The 24,596-nt window shown below is 71.4% G+C and carries 24 protein-coding genes; 5 read left to right on the top strand and 19 right to left on the bottom strand.

Annotated elements, in window-relative coordinates; translation table 11 throughout:
* Positions 1–141 precede the first annotated feature (141 nt).
* The 10 genes from ACZ53N_RS09170 to ACZ53N_RS09125 form a co-directional block, all read right to left on the bottom strand.
* Positions 142–1,227: an aminotransferase class V-fold PLP-dependent enzyme gene (locus tag ACZ53N_RS09170; protein ID WP_469140357.1), complete on the bottom strand. Its 1,086-nt coding sequence runs from the start codon at positions 1,225–1,227 to the stop codon at positions 142–144.
* Positions 1,228–1,363: 136 nt separating this feature from the next.
* Entirely contained in the window at positions 1,364–2,569 is a 1,206-nt protein-coding gene (locus tag ACZ53N_RS09165; protein WP_469140281.1) for a TerD family protein, read from the bottom strand.
* Positions 2,570–2,689: 120 nt separating this feature from the next.
* Positions 2,690–3,364: a response regulator transcription factor gene (locus tag ACZ53N_RS09160; protein ID WP_469140280.1), complete on the bottom strand. Its 675-nt coding sequence runs from the start codon at positions 3,362–3,364 to the stop codon at positions 2,690–2,692.
* Positions 3,361–4,635, bottom strand: a complete 1,275-nt coding sequence (locus ACZ53N_RS09155) for a sensor histidine kinase (protein ID WP_469140279.1) — start codon at positions 4,633–4,635, stop codon at positions 3,361–3,363. Before ACZ53N_RS09155 ends, ACZ53N_RS09160 begins: the two co-directional genes overlap by 4 nt.
* 520 nt (positions 4,636–5,155) lie before the next feature.
* Entirely contained in the window at positions 5,156–5,485 is a 330-nt protein-coding gene (locus ACZ53N_RS09150; protein WP_469140278.1) for a hypothetical protein, read from the bottom strand.
* A gap of 29 nt (positions 5,486–5,514) precedes the next feature.
* On the bottom strand, positions 5,515–6,168 hold the full coding sequence (locus ACZ53N_RS09145) for a class I SAM-dependent methyltransferase (RefSeq protein WP_469140277.1): 654 nt from the start codon (positions 6,166–6,168) through the stop codon (positions 5,515–5,517).
* Between the two features lie 103 nt (positions 6,169–6,271).
* Positions 6,272–6,463: an HAD hydrolase-like protein gene (locus ACZ53N_RS09140; RefSeq protein WP_469140276.1), complete on the bottom strand. Its 192-nt coding sequence runs from the start codon at positions 6,461–6,463 to the stop codon at positions 6,272–6,274.
* Positions 6,464–6,523: 60 nt separating this feature from the next.
* Positions 6,524–7,576, bottom strand: a complete 1,053-nt coding sequence (locus tag ACZ53N_RS09135) for an MsnO8 family LLM class oxidoreductase (protein ID WP_469140275.1) — start codon at positions 7,574–7,576, stop codon at positions 6,524–6,526.
* Positions 7,577–7,625: 49 nt separating this feature from the next.
* Positions 7,626–9,092 (bottom strand): alkaline phosphatase PhoX, encoded by a 1,467-nt coding sequence (locus ACZ53N_RS09130; protein ID WP_469140274.1) that lies wholly within the window; start codon positions 9,090–9,092, stop codon positions 7,626–7,628.
* Between the two features lie 272 nt (positions 9,093–9,364).
* Positions 9,365–10,864: a hypothetical protein gene (locus ACZ53N_RS09125; protein ID WP_469140273.1), complete on the bottom strand. Its 1,500-nt coding sequence runs from the start codon at positions 10,862–10,864 to the stop codon at positions 9,365–9,367.
* Between the two features lie 614 nt (positions 10,865–11,478).
* On the opposite strand from ACZ53N_RS09125, the gene ACZ53N_RS09120 reads away from it, so the two are divergent.
* Complete coding sequence (locus ACZ53N_RS09120) at positions 11,479–13,308, top strand: endonuclease/exonuclease/phosphatase family protein (protein ID WP_469140272.1); 1,830 nt, start codon at positions 11,479–11,481, stop codon at positions 13,306–13,308.
* A 126-nt stretch (positions 13,309–13,434) separates the two neighbouring features.
* Complete coding sequence (gene dapA / locus ACZ53N_RS09115) at positions 13,435–14,331, top strand: 4-hydroxy-tetrahydrodipicolinate synthase (RefSeq protein WP_469140271.1); 897 nt, start codon at positions 13,435–13,437, stop codon at positions 14,329–14,331.
* 48 nt (positions 14,332–14,379) lie between these two features.
* Here dapA and dapD read toward each other — a convergent pair whose 3' ends face one another.
* The 3 genes from dapD to ACZ53N_RS09100 all read right to left on the bottom strand — a co-directional run bounded on the left by dapD (position 14,380) and on the right by ACZ53N_RS09100 (position 16,303).
* Positions 14,380–15,369: a 2,3,4,5-tetrahydropyridine-2,6-dicarboxylate N-succinyltransferase gene (gene dapD / locus ACZ53N_RS09110; RefSeq protein WP_469140270.1), complete on the bottom strand. Its 990-nt coding sequence runs from the start codon at positions 15,367–15,369 to the stop codon at positions 14,380–14,382.
* 71 nt (positions 15,370–15,440) lie between these two features.
* Positions 15,441–15,980 (bottom strand): TetR/AcrR family transcriptional regulator, encoded by a 540-nt coding sequence (locus tag ACZ53N_RS09105; protein WP_469140269.1) that lies wholly within the window; start codon positions 15,978–15,980, stop codon positions 15,441–15,443.
* On the bottom strand, positions 15,980–16,303 hold the full coding sequence (locus ACZ53N_RS09100) for a DMT family transporter (protein WP_469140268.1): 324 nt from the start codon (positions 16,301–16,303) through the stop codon (positions 15,980–15,982). Before ACZ53N_RS09100 ends, ACZ53N_RS09105 begins: the two co-directional genes overlap by 1 nt.
* A 130-nt stretch (positions 16,304–16,433) precedes the next feature.
* On the opposite strand from ACZ53N_RS09100, the gene ACZ53N_RS09095 reads away from it, so the two are divergent.
* The 3 genes from ACZ53N_RS09095 (at position 16,434) to ACZ53N_RS09085 (ending at position 20,139) form a co-directional block, all read left to right on the top strand.
* On the top strand, positions 16,434–17,444 hold the full coding sequence (locus ACZ53N_RS09095) for an agmatine deiminase family protein (RefSeq protein WP_469140267.1): 1,011 nt from the start codon (positions 16,434–16,436) through the stop codon (positions 17,442–17,444).
* Between the two features lie 45 nt (positions 17,445–17,489).
* Positions 17,490–19,820: a tetratricopeptide repeat protein gene (locus ACZ53N_RS09090; protein ID WP_469140266.1), complete on the top strand. Its 2,331-nt coding sequence runs from the start codon at positions 17,490–17,492 to the stop codon at positions 19,818–19,820.
* A gap of 157 nt (positions 19,821–19,977) precedes the next feature.
* Entirely contained in the window at positions 19,978–20,139 is a 162-nt protein-coding gene (locus tag ACZ53N_RS09085; RefSeq protein WP_469140265.1) for a hypothetical protein, read from the top strand.
* Positions 20,140–20,188: 49 nt separating this feature from the next.
* Here the strand turns inward: ACZ53N_RS09085 and ACZ53N_RS09080 are convergent, their stop codons facing one another.
* Genes ACZ53N_RS09080 through sufD form a run of 6 tightly spaced genes read right to left on the bottom strand, consistent with a single transcriptional unit; the run spans position 20,189 to position 24,550 of the window.
* On the bottom strand, positions 20,189–20,527 hold the full coding sequence (locus tag ACZ53N_RS09080) for a metal-sulfur cluster assembly factor (RefSeq protein ID WP_130877194.1): 339 nt from the start codon (positions 20,525–20,527) through the stop codon (positions 20,189–20,191).
* Positions 20,524–20,988: a Fe-S cluster assembly sulfur transfer protein SufU gene (sufU, locus tag ACZ53N_RS09075; protein ID WP_370418692.1), complete on the bottom strand. Its 465-nt coding sequence runs from the start codon at positions 20,986–20,988 to the stop codon at positions 20,524–20,526. The genes ACZ53N_RS09080 and sufU overlap by 4 nt, the downstream gene beginning before the upstream one ends.
* A gap of 26 nt (positions 20,989–21,014) precedes the next feature.
* Entirely contained in the window at positions 21,015–22,271 is a 1,257-nt protein-coding gene (locus tag ACZ53N_RS09070) for a cysteine desulfurase (RefSeq protein ID WP_469140264.1), read from the bottom strand.
* Entirely contained in the window at positions 22,268–23,035 is a 768-nt protein-coding gene (sufC, locus tag ACZ53N_RS09065) for a Fe-S cluster assembly ATPase SufC (RefSeq protein ID WP_469140263.1), read from the bottom strand. The genes ACZ53N_RS09070 and sufC overlap by 4 nt, the downstream gene beginning before the upstream one ends.
* Positions 23,036–23,042: 7 nt before the next feature.
* Positions 23,043–23,372 (bottom strand): non-heme iron oxygenase ferredoxin subunit, encoded by a 330-nt coding sequence (locus tag ACZ53N_RS09060; protein ID WP_184730806.1) that lies wholly within the window; start codon positions 23,370–23,372, stop codon positions 23,043–23,045.
* Positions 23,369–24,550: a Fe-S cluster assembly protein SufD gene (sufD, locus tag ACZ53N_RS09055; protein WP_365374204.1), complete on the bottom strand. Its 1,182-nt coding sequence runs from the start codon at positions 24,548–24,550 to the stop codon at positions 23,369–23,371. The genes ACZ53N_RS09060 and sufD overlap by 4 nt, the downstream gene beginning before the upstream one ends.
* Positions 24,551–24,596: the final 46 nt, after the last annotated feature.

Here is a 24,596-nt window from a genome sequence, read left to right as displayed (position 1 = left end):
ATCGACGGGTATCGACGGGTATCGACGGGTATCGACGGGTATCGACGGGTATCGACGGGTATCGACGGGTATCGACGGGTATCGACGGGTATCGAGGGTACGGCCCGTACGCGGCGGGCGTACGGGCCGTACCCGTCGCGCTCAGCAGCGGGCGAGCGCCTCCAGCAGCCGGTCGACGTCCGCCGAGGTGTTGTAGAGGTGGAACGCCGCGCGGAGGTTCCCGGCCCGGTCGCTGACCGGCATGCCCTCGTCGGTGAGCCGTTCGGCGGCGTGACCGAGGCCGGGGACGGCGACGATCGCGGAGCCGTCGGCGGGCACGGCGCGGCGGCCGAGCGCGTCGAGTCCGGCGCGGAAGCGGTCGGCGAGGGCGCGGTTGTGGCCGTGGATCCGCTCGACGCCGAGCTCCTCGATGAGGGCCAGGCTGTCACCGGCGGCGACGTAGGAGAAGAGGCTGGGGCTCTCGTCGAACCGCCGCGCGGACTCCGCCAGCCGCTCCACCGGCCCGTAACAGCTGTTCCAGGGCTCCTCGCCCGCAACCCACCCGGCGAAGACGGGCGTGAGCCCGCCGAGGTCCTCGGGGACGGCGAGAAAGGCGACGCCGCGCGGGCACAGCAGCCACTTGAAGCCGACGCCGACGGTGAAATCGTGCGCGCTCGCGTCGTACGGCAGCCATCCGAGCGCCTGGCTGACGTCGATGAGGGTCCGGGCGCCGTGCGCGCGGGCGGCCGCGCCGATCCCGTCGAGGTCGGCGATCCGCCCGTCCGCCGACTGGACCGCGCTGACGGCGACCAGAGCCGTATCGGGCCGGACCTCGGTGGCGAGCTTCTCCAGCGGCGCGGTGCGCACGTGGAGGTCGCGGCGGACGTGGAAGGGGTTGACGAGCGAAGCGAAGTCGCCTTCGGCGACGAGCACTTCCGCTCCGGTCGGCAGGGACTGGGCGATCAATCCGCAATAGACCGCGGCCGACCCGCCGGCCGCCACCTGCCGGGCGGGCACGCCGACGAGCCGGGCGAAGGAACCCCGGGCGTCCTCCACCGCCGCGAATCCCTCCCCCACGACGGGCCGCCCGATGGCGGCGGCCTCGACGGCCGAGGTCATGGCGGTGACGGCGCGGGCGGGGACGAGACCGGTGGACGCGGTGTTGAGATAGGTCGTCTCGGGTGAGAAGTGGGCACGTGCCAAGCTCTCCATCCACCCACTATGCGCGGTGCCGTTCTGCCCGTCCATGGGCAGTACGCGGGGTTTGGCCACCGGTGCCCCCGCCGGGAACGGGGGCGGTGCCCCCAAGGTGTCCCAAGAGGAGGGGCCCGGATCGCGGTCGGCTCGCGCCGCCGGCGATCCGGGCCCCTTCCGCCTCAGCGACCTACAGCGCCCCGGCGGCGGGCTTGACCAGGTCGCGGACCGTGCGCGACTTCACGTACTCGCCGATGGCCGTCATCTCCCACTCACCGGAGAACTGGCGGATGAATTTGCACATCAGCACGCCCGTCTTCGGCTCGGCGCCGGTGAGGTCGAAGCGCACCAGTTCCTCGCCGGTCTGGGCGTCCATCAGCCGGCAGTAGGCCTTGGCGACCTGCGTGAACTTCTGGCCGTTGAAGGAGCTGACCGTGAAGACCAGGCCGGACACCTCGGCGGGCAGACCGCCCATGTGGACGGTGATGACCTCGTCGTCGCCCGAGCCCTCGCCGGTGAGGTTGTCGCCGGAGTGCTGGATCGCGCCGTTCAGGATCTGGAGCTTGCCGAAGTAGCAGGCGTCGATCATGTTGCGGCTGGGGCCGTAGGCGATCACGGAGGCGTCGAGGTCGATGGCCTTGCTGCCGTAGGCGGGCTCCCAGCCGAGGCCCATCTTGACGGACTGGGTGAGCGGGCGGCCGCCCTTGACGAGGGAGACCGTCTGGTTCTTCTGGAGGCTGACCCGGCCCTTGTCGAGGTTGATCTTCCCCGGGGCCGCGGGGGCCGGAGGTGCGGCCGGGGCCGGCGGGACCTGCGTCGGAGGTGCCTGCACCGGCGGGGCGACGGGCGCGGCCGGGGCCTGGACCGGCGGTGCCGGGTCGGCCACGGGTGCGGGCTCCTCCACGCTCACGCCGAAGTCGGTCGCGATGCCCGCCAGGCCGTTGGCATAGCCCTGACCGACCGCGCGCACCTTCCAGGCGCCCGCCCGCCGGTACACCTCGATGGTCACCAGAGCCGTCTCGGCGCCGAGCCGGGGCGGGGTGAAGGTCGCGATGACACTGCCGTCGTCCGCGCCGCGCACGGTCGCGGTGGGCTCGGTGCCCGCGAAGGTCGCCCCCGGGGCGTCCAGGCTGGCGGTCACCACGATCTTGTCGATGTCGGCGGGGACGGCCGTGGTGTCCACGGTGATCGAGTCGCCCGTGCCGCCCGCCGCCGCGCGATGGGTCACGCCCGGTCCATGGGGCTGGTTGTAGAAGACGAAGTCGTCGTCGGAGCGCACCTTGCCGTCGGCGGTGAGCAGCAGGCCCGACACGTCGAGCCGCACGGGGGCGGTGACGTCCACCGTCACGCGCGCGACGGAAAGAGGAATGTTCGAGCCGGGTGTCATAGCGGTCATGTCCCGGGTAACGAGTGACCGCGCTTTGCGGTTCCATTACCCGTGGAAGCCCGCACGGAGAGCCTGTGAGGAGAGCCCGCACGGTCCCCGCCCGCGGAGCCCGTCCGCCGACGGCCGCCCTCACCGGGGCGTGACGAAGCCGCACTCGTAGGCGGCGATGACCGCCTGGGTGCGGTCCCGTACGCCCAGTTTGGCGAGCACCCCCGCGACGTGCGTCTTCACGGTCGCCGGTCCCACCGCGAGCCGGTCGGCGATCTCCGCGTTCGACAGGCCCGTCGTCATCAGCCGCAGCACCTCCGCCTCCCGCTCCGACAGCCGGGCGCGGAGCGCCGCGGCCGCGGCCCGCGCGGTCCTGGCCCCCGCGTACTCGGCGGCCAGGGCGCGTACGGCGGCGGGGAAGAGCAGCGAGTCGCTGCGGGCCACCAGCCGTACGGCCGAGACGAGCTCGTCCGCGTCCGAGCGCTTGAGGAGGAAGCCGCTGGCTCCCGCGCGCAGCGCGTCGTAGACGTAGCTGTCGTTCTCGAAGGTGGTGACGACGATGACGCGCGGCGGGTCGGTCATCGTGGCCAGCACCTGCTCGGTGGCGCGGATGCCGTCGATCTGCGGCATCCGCACGTCCATCAGCACGACGTCGGGGCGCAGTTCCCGGATGACCGACACCGCCTCCGCGCCGGTCTCGGCCTCGCCGACGACCTCCAGGTCCGGCTCGGCGCCCAGGATCGCGCGCAGTGCGGTACGCACCATCCGTTCGTCGTCGGCGAGGACGATGCGCAGCGGACGGGCGGGGGTGCTCATCGGACTCCACCTCCCAGCGGCAGCCGCACGGCCAGCCGCCAGGTGCCGTCGGCCGCGCCCGAGGTGCTGGCGCCGCGCAGCAGCCGGGCGCGCTCGGCTATGCCGGTCAGTCCGCGACCGCCGCCGGGGCGGCCTCGGGTGCTGCCGGACTCCGGGGACACGGGGTTTTCCAAGGCGACCTCCAGGTCGTCGTCGTGTACGTCGATCCGCAGCCGCACGGGGACCTGCCCCGCGTGGCGCAGGGCGTTGCCCAGCCCTTCCTGCACGATGCGGTACGCCTCGCGGGAGACGACCGGTGGCACCTTCTCCAGCGCGGTGGACGCGGTGAGGGTGACCTCGCAGCCCGCCGCGCGGGTACGGGCCAGCAGGGCGTCGAGATCGGCGAGGGTCGGCGCGGGCGCCGCGGAGGCAGGGCCGTCCTCGCGCAGCAGGCCCAGCACGGTGTCGAGCTCGCCGACGGCCGCGCGCGTCGTCTCCTCGATCGCGGCCAGCGCCTGCCGTGCGAACTCCGGGTCGGCGTCGAGGACCCGGCGCGCGGCGCTCGCCTGCAGCGTCACCGCGCTCAGGGCGTGCCCGACCGAGTCGTGCAGCTCGCGCGCCAGCCGGTTGCGTTCGGCCAGCCGCAGGGCGTGCCGCTCGGCGGCGGCGAGCCGGTCCGCCGCCGTCGGCCCGAGCAGGACCGGCGCCCAACGGGCCAGCAGCGCCCCGGCCGCCCAGGACGTGCCGACGACGAGCGCGAGCAGCGCGAAGCCGGCCAGCGGGGCCAGCAGCATTCCGGCGCCGTCGAAGTACCGGGTCCAGACCATCTGTTCGGTGCGGGGAGAGGACCCCCACAGGGGCAGGGCGATCAGCACCAGGGCCGCGGGGGGCGCGGACAGCGACATGCCGCTGACGATGCCGCCGGCCGCCAGATGCAGGGTGTACCACCCGGCCGTCCGACCGCGCGCGGCCCAGGTGTCGCTGGGGCGCGTGGCCAGTTCGGCGCCCCGCGTATCGCACAGCGCCCGCGCGGCGGTGGACTCCAGCGGTCGTACGAGCGGGAACAGGGCGGTCACCGCGGCCGGTACGAGGGCCACCGCCAAGGTGATGAACTGCCAGGAGGGGGAGACCAGCAGGAGGGTGTCGTTGCCGGTGTGGACCAACGACAGGAGCACATTGGCGAGCAGGAAGTACGGCATCAACAGCGCGCCGCCGAGCAGCAGATGCACCCAGCGCAGCCAGGCGCGGCGGCCCAGTGTCGCGCCCACGAGGCGCCGGAGGGGGGCCGTCATGCGGCACGGCCGTCGGCGGCGGGCGCCGGCAGTCCGATGATCATCCGTACAGGGTAGGTGACGGGTCTCGGCGGGATGCCGCTCGCCGGCGGCGAGGGGCCTATCGGGTGGCTCATGGGGTCAAGAATGTGGCGGCACTGCCGCCTGCCGCCTCGCCCGGCATGACGATCCGCCTCCGCCATTTGGCGGAAACGGCTCTCGTCCAGGGCGGGTTCAGGCGCGGCGGGTGGCGTGATCGTCCCAGCGTCCGCCGCACTTCAGGGAGGTGACCTGCGGCGGGACGAGGTGATTCCGTACCGGCCTCTGTGCCGGCTTCCGTACTGGCTGTACCGAGTGCTCTGTCAAGTGGGACATACGACCAGAATTCCGCGTCGTACGCCCTCGCACGTCGGCCTGGACGGCAGACCGTTCCGGCCGTTCTCGGCCGGGAGACGGAGAGCCTCCTCCTGCTCACGCCCCGGCCGTCCCGCCCCGCGCCCTACGCGAGTCGGAGCGCCGGCTCCTCCCCAGGGGCGGCACGTCAGCCCTTCGTACCCCGCGCCGCCCTGTGCGCCAGCGCCGCACAGGCGACGGTCGTCACCACCCCGGCGGCCAGGAAGCCCCCGTGGGACCGCGCGGACAGCACCGACCACCGCGACTGCGCGGACAGCAACGAACCGGTGCTCAGCCAGGATCCGACCGAGACCACCGAGAGGGCGGAACCGATCGAGCCGAACGACAGGGCGCTGCCGACCGAGCCGACGGACAGGACGGACCCGACCGAGCCGATGGAGAGCACCGAGCCCCGCGAGCCGATCGACAGCACGGAGTCCTGGGACCACAGGGACAGCGAGTGAGTGCGTTTGGCCATGCGCCGATCGTAGGACGCGCCACCCGCGACTAGGGCGTGCGGCGGGCGATCACCTGCAGGCTCAGGTCCGTGTGGCCGTCCAGGGTCGGGGTGCGGCGCCGCTCCTCGGTCTCGACGGTGAAGCCGTGCCGGCCGAGCAGCGCGTGGAAGCTCTCCGGCGACTGATGCACGAACACCCCGCCGTCCTCGATCCGGAAGACGCCGTACGCCCCGGTCTCCTGTTCCTGCGCGCGGTACCGGCCCACGCTGCGCTCGTCGGTCTGGAGCGGCACGTCGCTGATGTACAGCACCCCACCGGGGCGTACGAGCCGCCCCACCTCCGCGACGGCCCGCTCCCGGTCCTCCGCGTCCGGGATGGACGTCAGCACGGCGAACAGCAGCGCCGCGTCGAACGTCCCGTCCGCGAACGGCAGCGGCGGCTCCTCGAAGTGCGCGATCCGCAGCTCCGGATGCTCCTTGCGCCCCCGGTCGACGAGCGCCGCCGAGGGCTCCACGCCCCGCACATCGCGGTACCCGCACTCGGCCAGCTGCGCCAACAGCCGCCCGTATCCGCAGCCGTAGTCCAGGATGCGGTCGTCGGCGGAGAAGTACCGGGAGAGCAGCTCCGGGTCGAGCGGGTGGGTGAAGGTACGCGCGGCCCCGGTGGTTTCCCAGTAATCGCCTGAATCATGGGAGAGCGTCATACCCGCACGCTAACCGGAACGGTGCGCGCGCGGCAGGTCGCTCGGAGGCGCCCACGCGCGGGCCAGGTCGAGGGCTCGGCGGTGCGTGGTCTTTTGCCAAGCCCTAGGGAGCCAGAAGAGCGGGCAGTTCGGCCAAGGAACCGATGCGCCAGTCCGCGGCGGCGGCCTCGGGGCCGTCGGCCCAGAAATGTCCGTACGGGCCGCGCCGCAGGTGGGCGGTGCGGAGACCGGCGGAAGCGGCGGGTGCGATGTCGTGGTGGGGGTGGTCGCCGACGCACAGCGTGTGCTCGATCATGCGGAGGAGCCTACGGACGCCCGCGACCGGTCAGCCCGGCTCACGCGGGCAGCGCCCCCCCTACGCGACCCGGCCGAGCCCGTCGGCGGCGCGCCCCGCGCCTGCCACGCCGTGTCCGGCAAGCCCCGCCAACCCCGCCAGCCGCCGGTACGAGTCCAGGAGCGCCTCCCGGTCGTAGGAGTTGGTGGTGATCAGCAGCTCGTCCGCGCCGCTGCGTGCGATCAGTGTGTCGAGCGCGGCGGCGACCTCGTCCTCCGTGCCGAAGACGTGGCCGCGCAGGCCCGCCTCGTAGAAGCCGCGCTCCCGCTCGCTCGCCCCCGCGAGCAGCGTTTCGATCTCCTCGGCGGGGGCCAGCGGCGGGAAGACACCGTGCGTGCGGGAGTGGGCCAGGGCCCAGGCCTCCGGGATCAGGAGGCGGCGGGCGGCCTCCGTGGTCTCGGCGACGGCGACGTTGCCCGCGAGCACGACGTAGGGGTGGCGGCGCCAGGCCGAGGGGCGGAAGGTCTTGCGATAGCGGTCGACGGCGGACAGGGGCCGGTCCTCGCCCTGGAGGCCGCCGATGACCAGGGCCGCGCCCGCCGAGGCGGCGACGTCGGCGCCCGAGTCGCCCGCGAGGACGAAGGCGGGGACGCGCAGGCCCTCGGCGGGGCGGGCGTGGACCTGGGGGTGGGGGCGCGGGCCGTCCGTGAAGTAGGCCGCGAGCTCCGCGAGCTGGTCCCCGAAGTCCGCCATCGCCTCCTTGTCGGTGCCCAGCGCCCGGCGGATGCCGTCGGTGAAGCCGACGGACCGGCCGAGGCCCATGTCGATCCGGCCGGGGAAGAGCGACTCCAGCACCCCGAACTGCTCGGCGACCACCAGTGTCCGGTGGTTGGGCAGCATCACGCCGCCCGTACCGACCCGGATGCGCGAGGTGGCGGCGGCGACCGCCGCCGCCAGCACCGTGGGCGCCGAGCCCGCCACGCCGGGCACACTGTGGTGCTCCGAGACCCAGAAGCGGTGGTAGCCGAGCTCCTCGGCGCGCCGCGCGAACCGCACGGTGTCGCGCAGCGCCTCCCCCGGGTCGTGTCCCTGCCGGGTGCGGGAGCGGTCGAGGACGGAGAGCTTGAGGGTCACCTCCCTTTCAACAGCGGCGACCGCTCAGGATTCCCCGGGCCCGGCCCGGTCAGCCCCGCGTGCCCTGCCGGCGCCAGGGGCCGGTGATGGCGAGCATGATGCCGGGGTCCTGGATGTTGGCGAAGAGCGTGCGGCCGTCGGGCGAGAAGGTCACCCCGGTGAACTCGCTGTACTCCGGCTTGTCCGCGCTGCCGATGTTCAGCTCGTTGCGCGCGATCGGGTACGTGCGGCCGTCGTCGGCGGCGCCGAAGAGGTGCTGGACGCCGTTGCCGTCCTCGGCGATGACCAGGCCGCCGTACGGCGAGACGGTGATGTTGTCGGGGCCGTCGAGGGCGCCCTCGCGCTCGGGGCTCGCGTTGACGCCGAAGCGCACCTTCAGGGTCAGGGTGCGGCGGCGGGGGTTGTAGAACCACACCTGGCCGTCGTGCTGGACGGGGCTCTCCTCACGGGCGAAGGAGGACACGACGTACACGCCGCCGTCGCCCCACCACATGCCTTCGAGCTTGCGGGCGCGGGTGACCTCGCCGTCCTTGAACTGCTTGCGCACCGAGACGCTCTTCGCGTCGCGGTCGGGCACCTCCACCCAGTCCACGCCGTAGACCGTGCCGGTCTCGGTGGCCCGGGAGAGGTCGTCGACGAAACGGCCGCCGGAGTCGAAGCACTTGAACGCCTCCAGGCTGCCCGCCTCGTCGGCGAGGGTGCGCAGCCGGCCGCGCCCGTGCTGGAAGCCCTGCGGCGGGGTCCAGCGGTAGAAGAGCCCGTTGGGGCCGGAGGCGTCCTCGGTCAGATAGAGGTGCCCGCGCTTGGGGTCGACGACGACGGCTTCGTGGGCGTAGCGGCCGAGCGCCTTGATCGGTCTGGGGTCGCGGCCCGCGCGCCGGTCCTTCGGGTCGACCTCGAAGACATAGCCGTGGTCCTTGGTCATGCCGTTCCTGCCGGCCTTGTCCTCGGTCTCCTCGCAGGTGAGCCAGGTGCCCCAAGGGGTGCTGCCGCCCGCGCAGTTCGTGGACGTACCGGCGATGCCGACCCACTCGGCCACGTGGCCCCCGCGGCCCGCGACCTCGACGACCGTGCAGCCGCCCGCCGCGGCGGGGTCGTAGACGAGCCCCGGCGCGAGCGGCACCGGGTGCGGCCACTTGGTGCGCGCGCCGCCCAGCTCGTGGTTGTTGACCAGCAGGGTGCTGCCGCGCGAGCCGGCGAAGGCGGCCGTGCCGTCGTGGTTGGACGGCGTGGGCTCGCCGGACTCCAGCTTCGTGACACCCGTGCGGGTGATGACCCGGTAGGAGAATCCGGCGGGCAGCGCGAGGAGCCCCTTCGGGTCGGCCAGGAGCGGGCCGTACCCGAGCTTGCGTCGGCCGTGCTCGGCCGCGCCGTCCGCCGCCTCCCCCGCGGTGTCCGCGGTGTCCGCGGCCAGCGCGCCGGGCGCGGTGGCAAGGACACCGACGCTGCCGACGAGGGCGACTCCCGCGCCGGTGAAGGCGGATCGTTTCGCGAAGTCTCTGCGGCTGATGGTCATCTTCGTCTCCAGGGATGGCCGGGTCGTCGCTCTGTGCCCTTCGGGACGCACTGGGCGCGTCCCCGGGGCGGCGCTTACGTTCCCTCTCCCCACCGAACAGGAGATGAACACGAGCCGTCATCCATGGACCGATCCGATGCCGTACGGACAAGGCCGTACGGCATCGGTCATTCCGCCTCGCTCACTCCCCCTCAGGAGTGAGTCGGCGCGCAGGACTTCGAACGATCCGCCGCCCGGTGCTCCGGAGAGATCGGACGGTGTTCAGCGCGCGCTCAGCCGCGCGAGCGCGCCTTGAAGGCCGCCTTGCGGGCCTCCTTGGCCACCTTCTTGTCCGGGTGGAGCCGGCCCATGGCCTCCAGCACGTCCGCCGTGGCGGGGTGGTCCACCCGCCAGGCCGAGTCGAAGAAGCCGCTGTGCCGACCGACCAGGCTCGCCACCAGACCGCGCAGCTCCTCCGAGTCGCCCTCGGCCGCGAGCTGTGCCGCGATCGTGTCCACGGTCAGCCAGAACACCATCGTCTCGCCCGGCTCGGGGATGTCCGTGGCGTCGTGCTCGGCCAGCCAGACCCGGGCGAGGCCGCCCAGTTGCGGGTCGTCGAGGACCTCGCGCAGCGCGGGCTCGGCCTCCGTACCGACCAGCGAGAGGGTCTGCTGGCAGGCCAGGCGGCGCTGCGGGGCGTCCAGGTCGTCGCCGCGCGCGGCGGCGAGGAGCTCGCGGGCGGCGTCCTGCGGGGCCCGGCGGGCCAGCCAGGCCTCCGCCTCGGCGCGGGCGGCCTCCCCGGGGTGCCCGGGGAGCGCCGCGAGGAGCGTGTCCGCGCCCTTGTCGGCGAGGTCGCCGACGGCCGGGGCGTCGATGCCGGCGTCGAGCATCCGGGCCCGTACGGCGAAGACGCCGAGCGGGGTGAGGGCGACCATGCCGTAGCGGGTGACGTCCTCCTCCTCGGGAACCTCGGAGGTCACACCGTCGACGGACTCACGGATATGCCCCTCCCCGTCGATCTCCTCGATGAGGGCCTCGTCGACGGGCTGGTACTCCACCAGGCCGGCCGGCGCGAGCAACCGGAACTGGTCGTCCAGCCGCATCATCGCGTCGGAGACCTCTTCGAGGATGTCGTCGGTGGGCTCGTCCATGTCATCCGGGACGATCATGGAGGCGGCGAGCGCCGGCAGCGGTACGGGCCGGTCGGGGCCGCCCTCGCCCAGCGCGGTCAGCAGGTAGAGGTTGCCGAGGACGCCGTCGAGGAAGTCGGCCTCCTCCTCGGGGTTCCAGTCGAGGGCGTCGAGGTCGAGCTCGCCGTCCGGTCCGGTCTCGGCGATCTGGTCGACCAGGTCGCCCAGGTCCGGGACGGCCGCGTCGGCCAGCACGGTCTCCAGTCCGCCGAGCCAGAGGTCGAGGATGTCCTGGGGGCTGCCGGAGGTGAGCGTGGCCAGTTCCTCGCCCGCGCTCGCGGTGGCGGACGGCTGGTCCGCGTCCGCGTCGTCGGCGGCGTCCGGGTCCTCGGTGAAGTCCACGAGCCCGGTGTCCAGCGCGAGCTGCCACGCCTCGGCGGCGTAGGCGGTGCCGTCCTCCTCGCCCTCCAGGCCGAGCAGCTTCGTGGCGGTGAGCAACTGCTCGGCGAGCAGTTCGCCGCCCGCACCGACCGGGGTGCCCTCGCCGGCCCAGCGGGCGAGCTTCGCGGCGCGGGCGAACAGCGGCGCGGAGAGCGCGTCACGCGCGAGTTCGGCGTCGGTGTGCAGCCGCACCGGCGGCATGGTCGGGCGGTCTCCGGACATCAGGGGGGTCATCTCCTCGTCGTGACGGCCGCGCCGGATCGGGTCGGCCGGGCGCGGTGCCCAAGCCTATTGCCTGTCCGGCGGATCTTCGGCGACAGCCTGTCTTTGCCGCCTGCGGCGGCGAGCACGTCTCGCCTGGCCGGCAGATCTCCGGCGACAGGCCGGTCTTACCGCCTACGGCGGCCAGCGCGTCTCGCCTGGCCGGCAGATCTCCGGCGACGGGCCGGTCTTACCGCCTACGGCCGCGAGCGCGTCTCGCCTGGCCGGCGGACCTCCGGCGACGGGCCGGTCTTACCGCCTACGGCGGCCAGCGCGTCTCGCCTGGCCGGCGGACCTCCGGCGACGGGCCGGTCTTACCGCCTACGGCGGCGAGCGCCCTGCGGGCGCGTCCTCAATCGCCGGACGGGCTCAAGGTGGCGGAGGTGCGCACGACACAACCTGTATGTCGACTCACGCCGGGCGCAGCCCAATCGGTTACCCACGGAAACGTTGACAACTGGCCTGATCACACAAGACATTGACGCGCGTAGAGCTTGTTTCTCGCGGCAACGCCCGTTCGGGCACCCCGCATTTCCGCGAAACCCGCCACCCCCTCACCACCACCGGAGGCCACCGTGCCCACTGCTCGTCCCCTGCGCAGAACCGCGACCGTCGGTTCCGTCATAGCCGCCGCGCTCGCCGCCGGGCTGCTCGCCGTCCCGCAGTCGGCGAGCGCCGCCGAGATCCGGATCCACGACATCCAGGGCAGCACCCGCGTCTCCCCGCTCGCCGGCCAGCAGGTCACGGACGTCCCCGGCGTCGTGACGGCCGTACGGGCCTTCGGTTCCGCGCGCGGCTTCTGGCTCCAGGACCCGAAGGCCGACAGCGACCCGGCGACCAGCGAGGCGATCTTCGTCTTCACCGGCAAGGACACCCCGGCGCTCGCCGTCGGTGACGCGGTGACGGTCTCCGGCGCGGTCTCCGAGTACTACCCGGGCGGGGAGTCGGCGGGTCTGCAGTCGGTCACCCAGCTCTCCAAGGCGTCGTGGACCGTGCGGTCCTCGGGCAACGCACTGCCCGCCGCGTTCGCGCTGCGCCCCTCCACCGTGCCGGACCGGTACGCGCCGAGCGCGGGCGGCGACTCCATCGAGGGGCTGCGGCTGAAGCCGAACACCTACGCCCTGGACCGCTACGAGTCGCTGGAGGGCATGCGGGTCTCGGTCAAGGACGCGCCCGTCGTGGGCGCGACCAACGAGCACAAGGAACTGTGGATCACCGCCGAGACCCACCGCGACCGCAGCGCGCGCGGCGGCTCGCTCTACGGCTCCTACAGCACCCCGGGGGTCGGCCGGGTCAAGGTGGCCTCGCTGATCCCGTACACGCAGCGCCCGTTCCCGGTCGCGAACGTCGGTGACTCGCTGACCGGCACCACGGCCGGACCGCTGGACTACAACAACTTCGGCGGCTACACCCTCCAGGCCACCGAGCTGGGAACGCTGGCCGACCGGGGGCTGACCCGCGAGACGACGCGCAAGCAGAAGAGCGACGAGCTGGCGGTCGCCACGTACAACGTGGAGAACCTCTCTCCCAAGACCCCGCAGGCGAAGTTCGACCGGCTGGCGGCGGCGCTGGTGAACAACCTCGCCTCGCCCGACATCGTCGCCCTCGAAGAGGTCCAGGACGACGACGGCACGACCGACCAGGGCGTCGTGGACGCCGGGCAGACGCTGAAGAAGCTCACGGACGCCATCGCGGCGGCCGGTGGGCCCGCGTACCGGTGGCAGCAGATCAACCCGGTCAACGGCCAGGACGGCGGCCAGCCGGGCGGCAACATCCGTACCGCCTTCCTCTACAACCCCGCGCGGGTCTCCTTCACCGAGATCCCCGGCGGGGACGCCACCACCCCGGTGACGGTCACGCGCGAGGGCGGCAAGGCGAAGCTCTCGGCCTCGCCCGGCCGCATCGACCCGGCCAACGAGGCCTGGAAGAACAGCCGCAAGCCGCTGGTCGGCGAGTTCTCCTTCCGGGGCCGGCCGGTCTTCGTCGTCGCCAACCACTTCAACTCCAAGGGCGGCGACCAGGGGCTCGACAGCCGCGTCCAGCCGCCGGCCCGTACGTCCGAGGTGCAGCGCATCGAGCAGTCGAAGGCCGTCAACGCCTTCGTCAAGCAGCTCCTCGCGGCAGACAAGCGGGCGAACGTGATCGTCGCGGGCGACCTGAACGACTACCAGTTCTCCCCCGCCCTCAAGGCCCTGACCTCGGGCGGCGCCCTCACCGACCTGGTCGACCGGCTGCCGCGCAAGGAGCGCTACGGCTATGTCTTCCAGGGCAGCTCCCAGGTGCTGGACCACATCCTGACCAGCCGCCATGTGCGCTCCGTCGACTACGACATCGTGCACATCAACGCGGAGTTCGCAGACCAGGCGAGCGACCACGACCCGCAGGTGCTGCGCTGGAAGCCGTGACACCACTGGCTCGGCACCACTGAGTAGAAATACTCAACGGTAACCGGCAGAACAATTAAATAGACCTGTACGGACGTAGGGGCTGACAATCCGGCGGAGAACACCGACCGCTTGGAGAGTGCCACGATGCCCACCAGCCCCTTCGGCCGTACCGTCTGCGCGATGGTCACCCCCTTCGACGCCGACGGCGACCTCGATCTCGACGGGGCGCAGAAGCTCGCCGACCATCTCGTCACGCGCGGCGGCTGCGACGGGCTCGTGCTGAGCGGAACGACGGGCGAGTCGCCGACGACCAGCGCCGCGGAGAAGACCGCGCTCGTCACCGCGGTGGCCGAGGCCGTGGGCGACCGGGCGCGGATCACGGCAGGCGTGGGGTCCGCCGACACCCGGCAGACCGTCGAACTGGCCCGCGCGGCCGAGGCGGCGGGGGCGCACGGGGTGTTGGTGGTGACGCCGTACTACAGCCGACCGCCGCAGGAGGACGTCGCGGAGCACTTCCGTACGGTGGCGGACGCGGTCGGGGTGCCGGTGATGCTCTACGACATCCCGGCCCGCACCGGGACCCGGATCGAACCCGACACCATGCTGCGGCTGGCGGAGCACCCGCGCGTCGCGGGGGTCAAGGACTGCGCGAACGACCTGCTGGGCAGCGCGAAGGTCATCGCGGCGACCGGCCTCGCCTACTACGCCGGTTCGGAGGAGCTGAACCTTCCGCTGCGAGCGGTCGGCGGCACGGGCTACGTCAGCACGGTCACCAATGTCGCGGGTCCCGTCCTGGCCGCCGCCCTGGACGCCTTCGACCTCGGGCGCACCGCCGAGGCCACGGCGCTGCACCAGCGGGCGCTGCCGCTGATCGAGCTGATGATGGCCGCCGGCCTGCCGGGCACGGTCACGGCGAAGGCTCTGCTGGGCGCGCTGGGCCTGCCGGGCGGCCCGGTGCGGATGCCGTTGCGGGCGGCGTCCCCGGACCGGACGAAGGCCCTGCTGGAGGCATACGAAAGCACGATCGCCGGACGGGCTTGATCATCAAGCCCGTCCGGCGATTGAGGACACCCAGCAGGTGGGCGTGACTCAGTTGTGCGCGTGCAGCACCTCGTTGAGGCCGCCCCACGTGCCCTTGTGCGGACGGGCCTCCACCGCACCGGAGGTGGAGTTGCGGCGGAAGAGGATGTTGCTGGCGCCGGAGAGCTCCAGCGCCTTGACGACCTCGCCGTCCGGCAGCGTGACACGGGTGCCGGCGGTGACGTAGAGGCCCGCCTCGACGACGCACTCGTCGCCGAGCGCGATCCCGATGCCCGACTCGGCGCCGAGCAGGCAGCGCTCGCCGATGGAGATGATCTGCTTGCCGCCGCCGGAGAGGGTGCCCATCGTGGACGCGCCGCCGCCGATGTCGGAGCCGTTGCCGACGACGACGCCCGCGCTGATGCGGCCCTCGACCATGGAGGTGCCGAGGGTGCCGGCGTTGAAGTTGACGAAGCCCTCGTGCATCACGGTGGTGCCGGGCGCGAGGTGCGCGCCGAGGCGGACCCGGTCGGCGTCGGCGATCCGCACGCCGACGGGGGCGACGTAGTCGGTCATGCGCGGGAACTTGTCGATGCTCGTCACCTGGAGGTGCAGGCCCTCGGCGCGGGCGTTCAGGCGCACGGTCTCGACGCGGTCCACGGCGACGGGGCCGAGCGAGGTCCAGGCGACGTTGGCGAGCAGGCCGAAGAGGCCGTCCAGGTTCTGGCCGTGCGGCTGGACCAGGCGGTGGGAGAGCAGGTGCAGCCGCAGGTACGCGTCGTGCGCGTCGAGCGGCTTGTCGTCGAGCGAGGCGATGACCGTACGGACGGCGACCACCTCGACGCCGCGGCGCGCATCCGGGCCGAGCGCCTTGGGAGCGCTCGCACCCAGCAGCTCGGCGGCGCGCTCGACATCCAGCCGCTCGGTCCCGGCCGGGCCGGGGTCGGCGACCAGCTCGGGGGCCGGGAACCAGGTGTCGAGGACGGTCCCGTCCTCGGTGATCGTGGCAAGGCCGGCGGCGACGGCGCCGGTGTTACGGGAAGCTACTGCGTCGGTCATGGTCGAAAACCTAACCGGACACGGCTGCTCCACGCGAACCCGGTCCGCCGCCCCCACCGGCGACGGGCCCGTCAGCCGGTCATCTTGCGCAGCGCCGCCAGGACCTCGTCCCGGTCGAACGGCCGCCCGGTGATCAGAATCTGGATCATCAGACCGTCGAGGAACGCGACGAGGGCACGCGCGGTCCCCTCGTCGGACGTGCGGCGACGGATCAGGGCGACCATCTCCTCCACACACTCGGTGGCGATCGGCCGCACGGCGGGGCGGCGCAGCGCGGCGAGGTAGAGCTCGTACTCCAGCTCCAGGCGCGCGCGGTCCTCCGCGAGCCACGTCACGATCTGCCCGGTCAGCAGCTCGGCCAGGGAGACGTCCGCCGCCAGGCCGCGCTCCCACTCGGCCATGCCGTCCAGCCAGGCCCTCGCCGTCCGGCGCAGCGCGGCGACCAGCAGGTCGTCGAGGGTCTTGAAGTGGTACGTGGTCGAGCCGAGCGGCACATCGGCCTCGGCGGCGACGGCCCGGTGGCTCAACGCGCCGACGCCGCGCTCGGCGGCCACCTTGATCGCGGCGTCGACGATGCGGTCCGGGCGCTCGGGGTCGTAGCGGCGCGCCATCAGTGGGACGCCCCGCCGATGTTGAGCACGACGACACCGGCGATGACCAGCAGCACTCCCCCTATGCGCACGACGGTGACCGCCTCGCCCAGGAAGAGCATGCCGATGGCGGCGACGACCGCGGTACCGGCGCCCGCCCAGATGGCGTAGGCCGTGCCCATGTCCATGGCCTTGAGCGTCTGCGAGAGCAGTGCGAACGCGATCAGATAGCCCGCCACCGTGCCGAGGGAGGGCCACAGCTTGCTGAAGCCGTCGCTGTACTTCATGGCGGTGGTGGCCAGGATCTCGGCGAGGATCGCTCCGGCGAGGGTCACGTACATCATGCGTACGAGTGTACACATCGTTGTGTACGACCGTACGCAACGACGATTCCCGGTGGCGGCCCCGCCCGGCGCCCGGCGACGATGGGGCAGGGCGCGAGCGCGCCACGGACCAGGCCTTGGGGGCACACCGATGAACAGCGTCCGCTTCCCGGCCGAATCGGCCGCCCACGCGCGGACCGTCATGGGATGGCCACCGGCCGGCTCGGTGTGGGGACGGGACACGGCGGCGGTGCGGCGGGACATCGCGGCCATCGCCCGCACGGTCGCCGCGTACGAGCCGGTGCTCCTGCTCGCCGCGGCCGAGGACGCCGAGGGCGCGCGGAAGGCCTGCGGCGGCGGGGTCGAGGTCGTGGACGTGCCGGTGGACGACCTGTGGCTGCGGGACTCCGGGCCGACCTTCGTCATCGGGCCGGACTGCGGGCCCGCGGGCGTCGACTTCCGCTTCGACGGATGGGGCGGCAAGCAGGAGCACACGCGGGACGGGCAGGTCGCGCGGCGGGTGCTGGCGGCGCTCGGGGTGCCGAGGACCCTCGCGCCGCTCGTCGCCGAGGGCGGCTCGCTGGAGACCGATGGCGAGGGCACCCTGCTGGTCACCGAGAGTTCACTGGTCAACGACAACCGCAACCCCGGCCGGTCCCGCGACGACATCGAGGGCGACCTGCGGGAGCTGCTCGGCGTGACCGAGGTGATCTGGCTGGCGGGCGTCCGCGGCGAGGACATCACCGACTGCCACATCGACGCCCTCGCCCGCTTCGCCGGACCCGCCACGGTCGTGCTCGACAGCCCTCCTCCGGGCTCCCCGCCCGACGTCTGGACGCGGGTGTACGAGCAGGCCCGTACGGCCCTGGAGACGGCCGCCGACGCCCACGGCAGGGCCCTGGAGATCATCGAACTGCCCGCCCCGGACCCCGCCCGGCTCGGCCGCCGGGGCGCCGACTTTCTGGGGTGCTACGTCAACTACTACGTCGTGAACGGCGCGGTCCTCCTGCCGCGCTTCGGCGACCGGCGCGCCGACGAACGCGCCGCCGCGATCCTGCGCGACCTGCACCCCGGCCGCGAGATCCGCCCCGTGGAGATCCACACCCTCGCCGAGGGCGGCGGCGGCATTCACTGCGCCACACAACAGCAGCCCGCTCTCTGACTCAAGTCCTCTGCTCTGTCAGTGCCTTCGGGCAGCATCGGCTTCATGAATCCGGAAAACGCCGCACACCCCACGGGCGCTCGGGGCGAACTGGCCCGAGCCATCAAAGCCGCCGTGGACGAGGCCACACGTAAGGGTGCCCGACGTCCCACCCAGGTACAGATCGCCAAGGCCACGGAAGGTAAAAATCGACATCGTGTCAGCAAGTCAGCCATCAGCGCTTGGCAGAACGGCGGCAGAATCCCCGAATCCTGGGCAGCCCTGTCCTCCTTCCTGAGCGCTCTGGAGGAGACGGCGTCACTTCCACAGGGCTGGTTTGACTACCCCAAGTGGTTACGGCTGTATGAACGAGCCCGCGCCGAACAGGTTCCCGAGCCCGGGCCGCAGGCTGTGACGCTCCGGGTCCGCGATGCGGACCCGCTGGAGCTGAAGGTGCACCGTGCCCGCACGACCGAGGGCGGCAACGCCGTACCTGCGTACATTCCCAGGGACGTCGATCCCTCGGTCCGTCAAGCCCTGTCCCGTACCGGGCGGCACGGTGGAGTGATCCTGCTGGTGGGGGACTCCACAGCCGGCAAGACGCGATGCGCCTACGAGGCGATGACCGCTGTTCTTCCCGACCATCTCCTCGTCGTACCGCGCCACGTGACCGAGGTGCCGGAAGCGGTCTCCGCTGTGACCCGGTCGGCCAAATCCGGGGAACGCTGTGTTCTTTGGCTCAACGACATGGAGCGCTACCTTGGCCCCGAAGGCATGGATCTCCACGCCATCCGGGCGCTGCGCACCGCCAAGGCCACGGTGCTCGGGACCATGCGTACCCGCATGCATCAGCAGTTCCCGGATGATGAATTGGTACGGCTCGCGGAGAACTTCCAGGTCGATCGACTGTGGTCACCTCCGGAACTCGACCGGGCCCGCGAAGAGCTGTACTCGAACCGCGATTCGAGACTGCGCCTGGCAATCGACCAGGCCGCCGACTTCGGCGTCGCGGAGACCCTGGCCACCGGGCCTCAACTCTGGCAGCGTCTCTGCGGCGCCTCGGTGGTCAACGGCAACCCTCGGGGCGCCGCCCTGGTGTGGGCCGCGATCGACCTGACCCTGGCAGGTCTGGCGGATCCGCTCCCCGCCGAGCTGCTCGAGGAACTGCACGAGGACTACCTCCCCGGCCGCAACAAGCAATTGATCAGCCCCGAACCTCTGACCGAGGCGCTGGCATGGGCCACGACTCCCCCTGACGCGGTGACACGGCTGCTGATCCCCGACGGTACCGGCCTGAGGGCCTTCGACTACTTGCTGGACGCTCACCTCAGAGCCCGGGGAGCCTCCCCCGAATTCATCCCGGAGAGGGTGTGGGAGACCGCGCTCCGGGTGGGCACCGAAAGGCGCCAGCGCTTCGACATCGCCCTGGCCGCCCACGCCAACGAGCGCATCGATGTCAGCCGCCGCGCACTTCGACCGCTTGCCGACGCGGGAGATGTGGACGGGCTGCGTGGGCTCGGTGTCCTCTGCGAACGTGAAGATCGGGCGGAGGCCGCTCGGTGGCTTCAGCTGGCCTGCGATGCCGGAGACGTACTCTCACTGCGCCTCATGGGCAACCTTCACTTCCGCCGACAGGACAACGCGGCCGCCGACGAGTGGTATCGCAAGGCCGCCGAGGCAGGGGACGAAGTGTCCCAGTCGTACTACGGCGGCGAACCCGGCCCTGTTCTTGCCCGTGCCCCACAGACACCCAGTGCCCCCTTGCCCCCGCACGAGGCGCGCAAGGGAGACGAGGCGGATGAGAAAGACGATGGGGAAGACGAAGACGAGGACTACGGTCCCACTCCACGCACGCTGCGCGTGCTCGGCGCCGCCTTCGAAATCCTGGCCGACATGGCGTACGACGAGCTGGAAGAGATCGGCGACACCCGTGTGGACCTGCGGGACAACTACGCCTGTCTCTTCAGCGACATGCCCGTGCTGACCTGGGGACAGAAAGCCGGGTGGCGCCGGCAAATGGCGCGATGCTTCGACGACCTGGCCGACGACATCGAAGCCGGCAACTGGCCCCTCCCCACCTGTACAGGGGAGGAAATGGCCGTGCACCTCGCGCTCGAGCACGCCTCATCCATGGTCACGGACGAGCCGGATTTCGTCACCGACCTGGTGAAGGGTCTCCCGGAGGAGCCCGGGGACTACGACTGGGAACTGTGCATGGACACATTTCTGGAGGACACCGACATCCTCTTCCTCTACGAGCCGTGGGCTCAGGGCATCGAAGACCCTGACAGCCCCCTCAACCAGCGCTTGGGGATCGCCGGCTTGGAAGCGGACCGCTGGTTCAAGCCCTTCTACAAAGACAGGGCGCGAGACCCCGAGCGAGGCTTCCGCCGCTGATCCCGTCTCCCGCCGGGAATTCCCGCTTGCGCTGCCTGACCTGCGAAAACGGCGCCTGGAAGAAAGGAGACGTGGCGGGAGAAGGCCCGGCTCGGCTTGTGTATCGCCCAAGCGATCGCATCCCGTACCGGCCCCGAAACCAAAGGCAGTCATGCTCATGCCCTTCAGTCACGAACTTCTGGTCCTGGCCTGTCTCCCGATCGTCGTGGTCGTCAGCCTCCTCATCGGGCACCTGACGACGTTGCGCGGGCTGCGCGGTGATCAGCGGGTCGCCGTCTTCCGCGTCCTCGCGGACGCGCTCGACAAACGCCGCCGATGACACAGCGAGGCCCCCAGCAATCTGCTGGGGGCCTCGCCACAGCCGACGATCAGACGTTGAAGCCGAGCGCGCGGAGCTGCTCCCGGCCGTCGTCCGTGATCTTGTCCGGGCCCCACGGCGGCATCCAGACCCAGTTGATCCGGAGCTCGTTGACGATGCCCTCGGTGGCCGACTTCGCCTGGTCCTCGATGACGTCGGTCAGCGGGCAGGCCGCGGACGTCAGCGTCATGTCGAGGGTGGCGATGTTGGCGTCGTCGACGTGGATGCCGTAGATGAGGCCGAGGTTGACGACGTCGATGCCCAGCTCGGGGTCGACCACGTCGTACAGCGCCTCGCGCACCTCCTCCTCGGAGGCCGGCTTCGTCGTCGTCTCTACGTTGTCGGTCATGCCGTCTTCCCTTCAGCGCCTTCGTTCAGTGCCTGCGCCGTGGCGTCTTTCCACGCCATCCAGCTCAGCAAAGCGCACTTCACGCGCGCCGGGTACTTGGAGACACCGGCGAACGCAACCGCGTCCTCCAGCACCTCCTCCATCGCGTCGTCCGGTTCGAGCTTGCCCTTGGACTGCATCAGCTCCAGGAAGGTCTCCTGGATCCGGCGCGCGTCGGCGAGCTCCTTGCCCACCAGCAGCTCGTTGAGCACGGAGGCGCTGGCCTGGCTGATCGAGCAGCCCTGCCCCTCGTACGAGACGTCTTCAATGGTCTCGCCGGAGAGCCGCACGCGCAGCGTGATCTCGTCGCCGCACGTCGGGTTGACGTGGTGCACCTCGGCGTCGCCGTCCCGCAAGCCCCGCCCGTGCGGGTGCTTGTAGTGATCCAGGATGACGTCCTGGTACATCGAATCAAGCTTCACGAATCAGCCCTCAGCCACAGAGTCCATTAACCGAAAAAGTTCCGGACGTGCTCCAGGCCCTCGATCAGTGCGTCGACCTCACCGGGGGTGGAGTACAGGTAGAAAGACGCTCGCGTGGTCGCGGGAATTCCGTACCGCAGGCAGACCGGCCGCGCGCAGTGATGGCCCACCCGGACCGCGATGCCCTGCTCGTCGAGGACCTGGCCCACGTCGTGCGGGTGGATGTCGCCGAGCGTGAAGGAGATCGCCGCGCCGCGGTCCTCGGCCGTGGTGGGGCCGATGATGCGGAGGTCGGGGACCTCCTGGAGCCTGCGGACCGCGTACTCGGTGATCGCGTGCTCGTGGCGGGCGATGTTGTCCATGCCGATCGCGGACAGGTAGTCCACCGCGGCGCCGAGGCCGACGGCCTGGGCGATCGGGGGCGTACCGGCCTCGAACTTGTGCGGCGCGGGGGCGTACGTGGAGGAGTGCATCGAGACGGTCTCGATCATCTCGCCGCCACCGAGGAACGGCGGGAGGTCCTCCAGCAGCTCCTGGCGGCCCCACAGCACACCGATGCCCGTCGGGCCGCACATCTTGTGACCGGTGAAGGCCACGAAGTCGGCCTGCAGCGCCTGGACGTCCAGCACCATGTGCGGGGCGGCCTGGGAGGCGTCGACGACGACCAGCGCGCCGACCTCCTGGGCGCGGCGGACGATCGCCTCGACCGGGTTGATCGTGCCCATGATGTTCGAGACCAGCACGAACGAGACGACCTTGGTCTTCTCGGTGATGATCTCGTCGATGTTGGACAGGTCGAGCCGGCCGTCGTCGGTGAGACCGAACCACTTCAGCTTCGCGCCCGTGCGCTGCGCGAGCAGCTGCCACGGCACGATGTTGGAGTGGTGCTCCATCTCCGTGATGACGATCTCGGTGTCGTGGTCGACGCGGTAGGGCTCGTCGGCCCAGCCCAGCATGTTGGCCACGAGGTTGAGCGACTCGGAGGCGTTCTTGGTGAAGATCACCTCGTCGCGGCTCGGTGCGTTGATGAAGGCGGCGACCTTGTCGCGGGCGCCCTCGTACAGCTCCGTGGCCTCCTCGGCGATCGTGTAGACCCCGCGGTGGACGTTGGCGTTGTGCCGCTCGTAGTACGTGTTCAGAGCGTCGAGCACCTGGCGCGGCTTCTGCGAGGTCGCCGCGGAGTCCAGGTACACGATCTTCTTCCCGTCGTGGACCGTGCGCTCCAGGATGGGGAAGTCTTTACGGATCGCCTCGGTGTCGAGAAGGCCCGGCAGAATCGTCACGCGGTTGCGCCACCCTTCGTCTGGTAGGCCTCGTAACCCTCGTTCTCGAGCTTGTCCGCGAGCTCCGCGCCGCCGGACTCGACGATGCGGCCGTTCGAGAAGACGTGGACGAAGTCGGGCTTGATGTAGCGCAGGATGCGCGTGTAGTGGGTGATCAGCAGGGTGCCGACCTCACCGGTCCCGCGGACGCGGTTGACGCCCTCGGAGACCTGGCGCAGCGCGTCGACGTCCAGGCCGGAGTCGGTCTCGTCGAGGATCGCGATCTTCGGCTTGAGCAGCTCGAGCTGGAGGATCTCGTGGCGCTTCTTCTCACCGCCGGAGAAGCCCTCGTTGACGTTGCGCTCGGCGAAGGACGGGTCCATCTGGAGCTGCTCCATGGCGGACTTGACCTCCTTCACCCAGGTGCGCAGCTTGGGGGCCTCGCCGCGGATCGCGGTGGCGGAGGTGCGCAGGAAGTTGGAGACCGAGACACCGGGGACCTCGACCGGGTACTGCATGGCGAGGAAGACGCCGGCGCGGGCGCGCTCGTCGACGCTCATCTCCAGGACGTCCTCACCGTCGAGGGTGACGGTGCCGCCGGTGATCGTGTACTTGGGGTGACCGGCCAGCGAGTAGGCGAGGGTCGACTTGCCGGAGCCGTTGGGGCCCATGATGGCGTGGGTCTCGCCCTGCTTCACGGTCAGGTCGACGCCCTTGAGGATGTCCCGGGGGCCGTTCTCGGCCTCGACGGAGACGTGCAGGTCGTGGATCTCAAGCGTTGCCATGGGGAACTCAGGACTCCTGGGTGACGGAGACGAGCACGTCGTCCCCTTGGATCTTTACGGGGTATACGGGGACGGGGCGCGTGGCGGGCAGTCCGGACGGCTCACCGGTGCGCAGGTCGAAGCTGGAGCCGTGCAGCCAGCACTCGATGGCGCAGTCCTCCACCTCGCCCTCCGACAGCGAGACGTTCGCGTGTGAGCAGATGTCGTTGATCGCGAACACCTCGCCCTCGGTGCGCACGATGGATACCGGCGTGCCGTCGAGCTCGACGCGCTTGGGCGTGTCCTGCTCCAGCTCGCTCAGCCCGCAGGCTCGCACGAAGGTGGCTTCGGTGGTCATGCGACGGACGCCCCCAGCTCGGCCTCGATCTTGGTGAGGAGGCGCTCCTCGACGTCCGCGACACCGATCTGCTGGACCAGCTCGGCGAAGAAGCCGCGGACGACCAGGCGGCGCGCCTCGTCGGCCGGGATACCGCGGGCCATCAGGTAGAACAGCTGCTCGTCGTCGAAGCGGCCGGTCGCCGAGGCGTGGCCGGCGCCGACGATCTCGCCGGTCTCGATCTCCAGGTTGGGGACCGAGTCGACGCGGGCGCCGTCGGTGAGGACGAGGTTGCGGTTGAGCTCGTAGGTGTCCGTGCCCTCGGCGGCGGCGCGGATGAGCACGTCACCGATCCAGACCGCGTGCGCGTCCTTGCCCTGCAGCGCGCCCTTGTAGGCGACGTTGCTGCGGCAGTGCGGGGTGTCGTGGTCGACGAAGAGCCGGTGCTCCTGGTGCTGGCCCGCGTCGGTGAAGTACAGGCCGTACAGCTCGGCCTCGCCGCCGGGGGCGCCGTAGACGACCCGGGGGTGCAGCCGGACCAGGTCACCGCCGAAGGTGACGATCACGGACTTGAAGGAGGCGTCGCGGCCGACCAGCGCGGTGTGCTGGGCGACGTGCACCGCGGAGTCGTCCCAGTCCTGGACGGAGACGACGGTCAGCTTGGCGCCGTCGCCGATCAGGTACTCGACGTTGGCGGCGAGGGTGGCGTCACCGGTGTGGTCGATGATGACGACGGCCTCGGCGAAGGCGCCGATCTCGACGACCTGGTGGCCGAAGGCCACGCCGCCCTCACCGTGCACGGTGATGCGGACGGGCTCGGCGAGGACCGTCTCCTTGGGGACCGAGACGACCGAGGCCTTCTCGAAGGAGCTGTACGCCTGGGCGACGACCCGGTCGACCGGCTTGCCGGACTTGCCGACGCGGACGTCGTCCCGGCCGACGGTCTCCACGGTGACGCCCTCGGGGGCCGTCACCTCGACCTTGACGCCGCCGCCATCGGCCACCGCCGTGCCGTCGTGCAGACCGCGCAGGCGCTCCAGCGGGGTGAACCGCCATTCCTCCTCACGGCCGTGCGGCACGGGGAAGTCCGCCACGTCGTACGAGGCGGGGGCGCTGACCCGGGCGTCGATGGGCTGCTTCGGCCCGCCCACCTGGATGGCGCCGTCGGTCGTGCTGCCGGCGGGAGTGTTCTCAGCCATGGCTGTCGTCGTGCTCTCTTCCTGTCACAAAGGGTTCGCTGCTGAA

The organism is Streptomyces sp. NPDC033229, assembly GCF_055576875.1.
The sequence above is the reverse complement of the archived record's forward strand: the minus strand, read 5'-3'. Positions and strand labels throughout refer to the sequence as shown.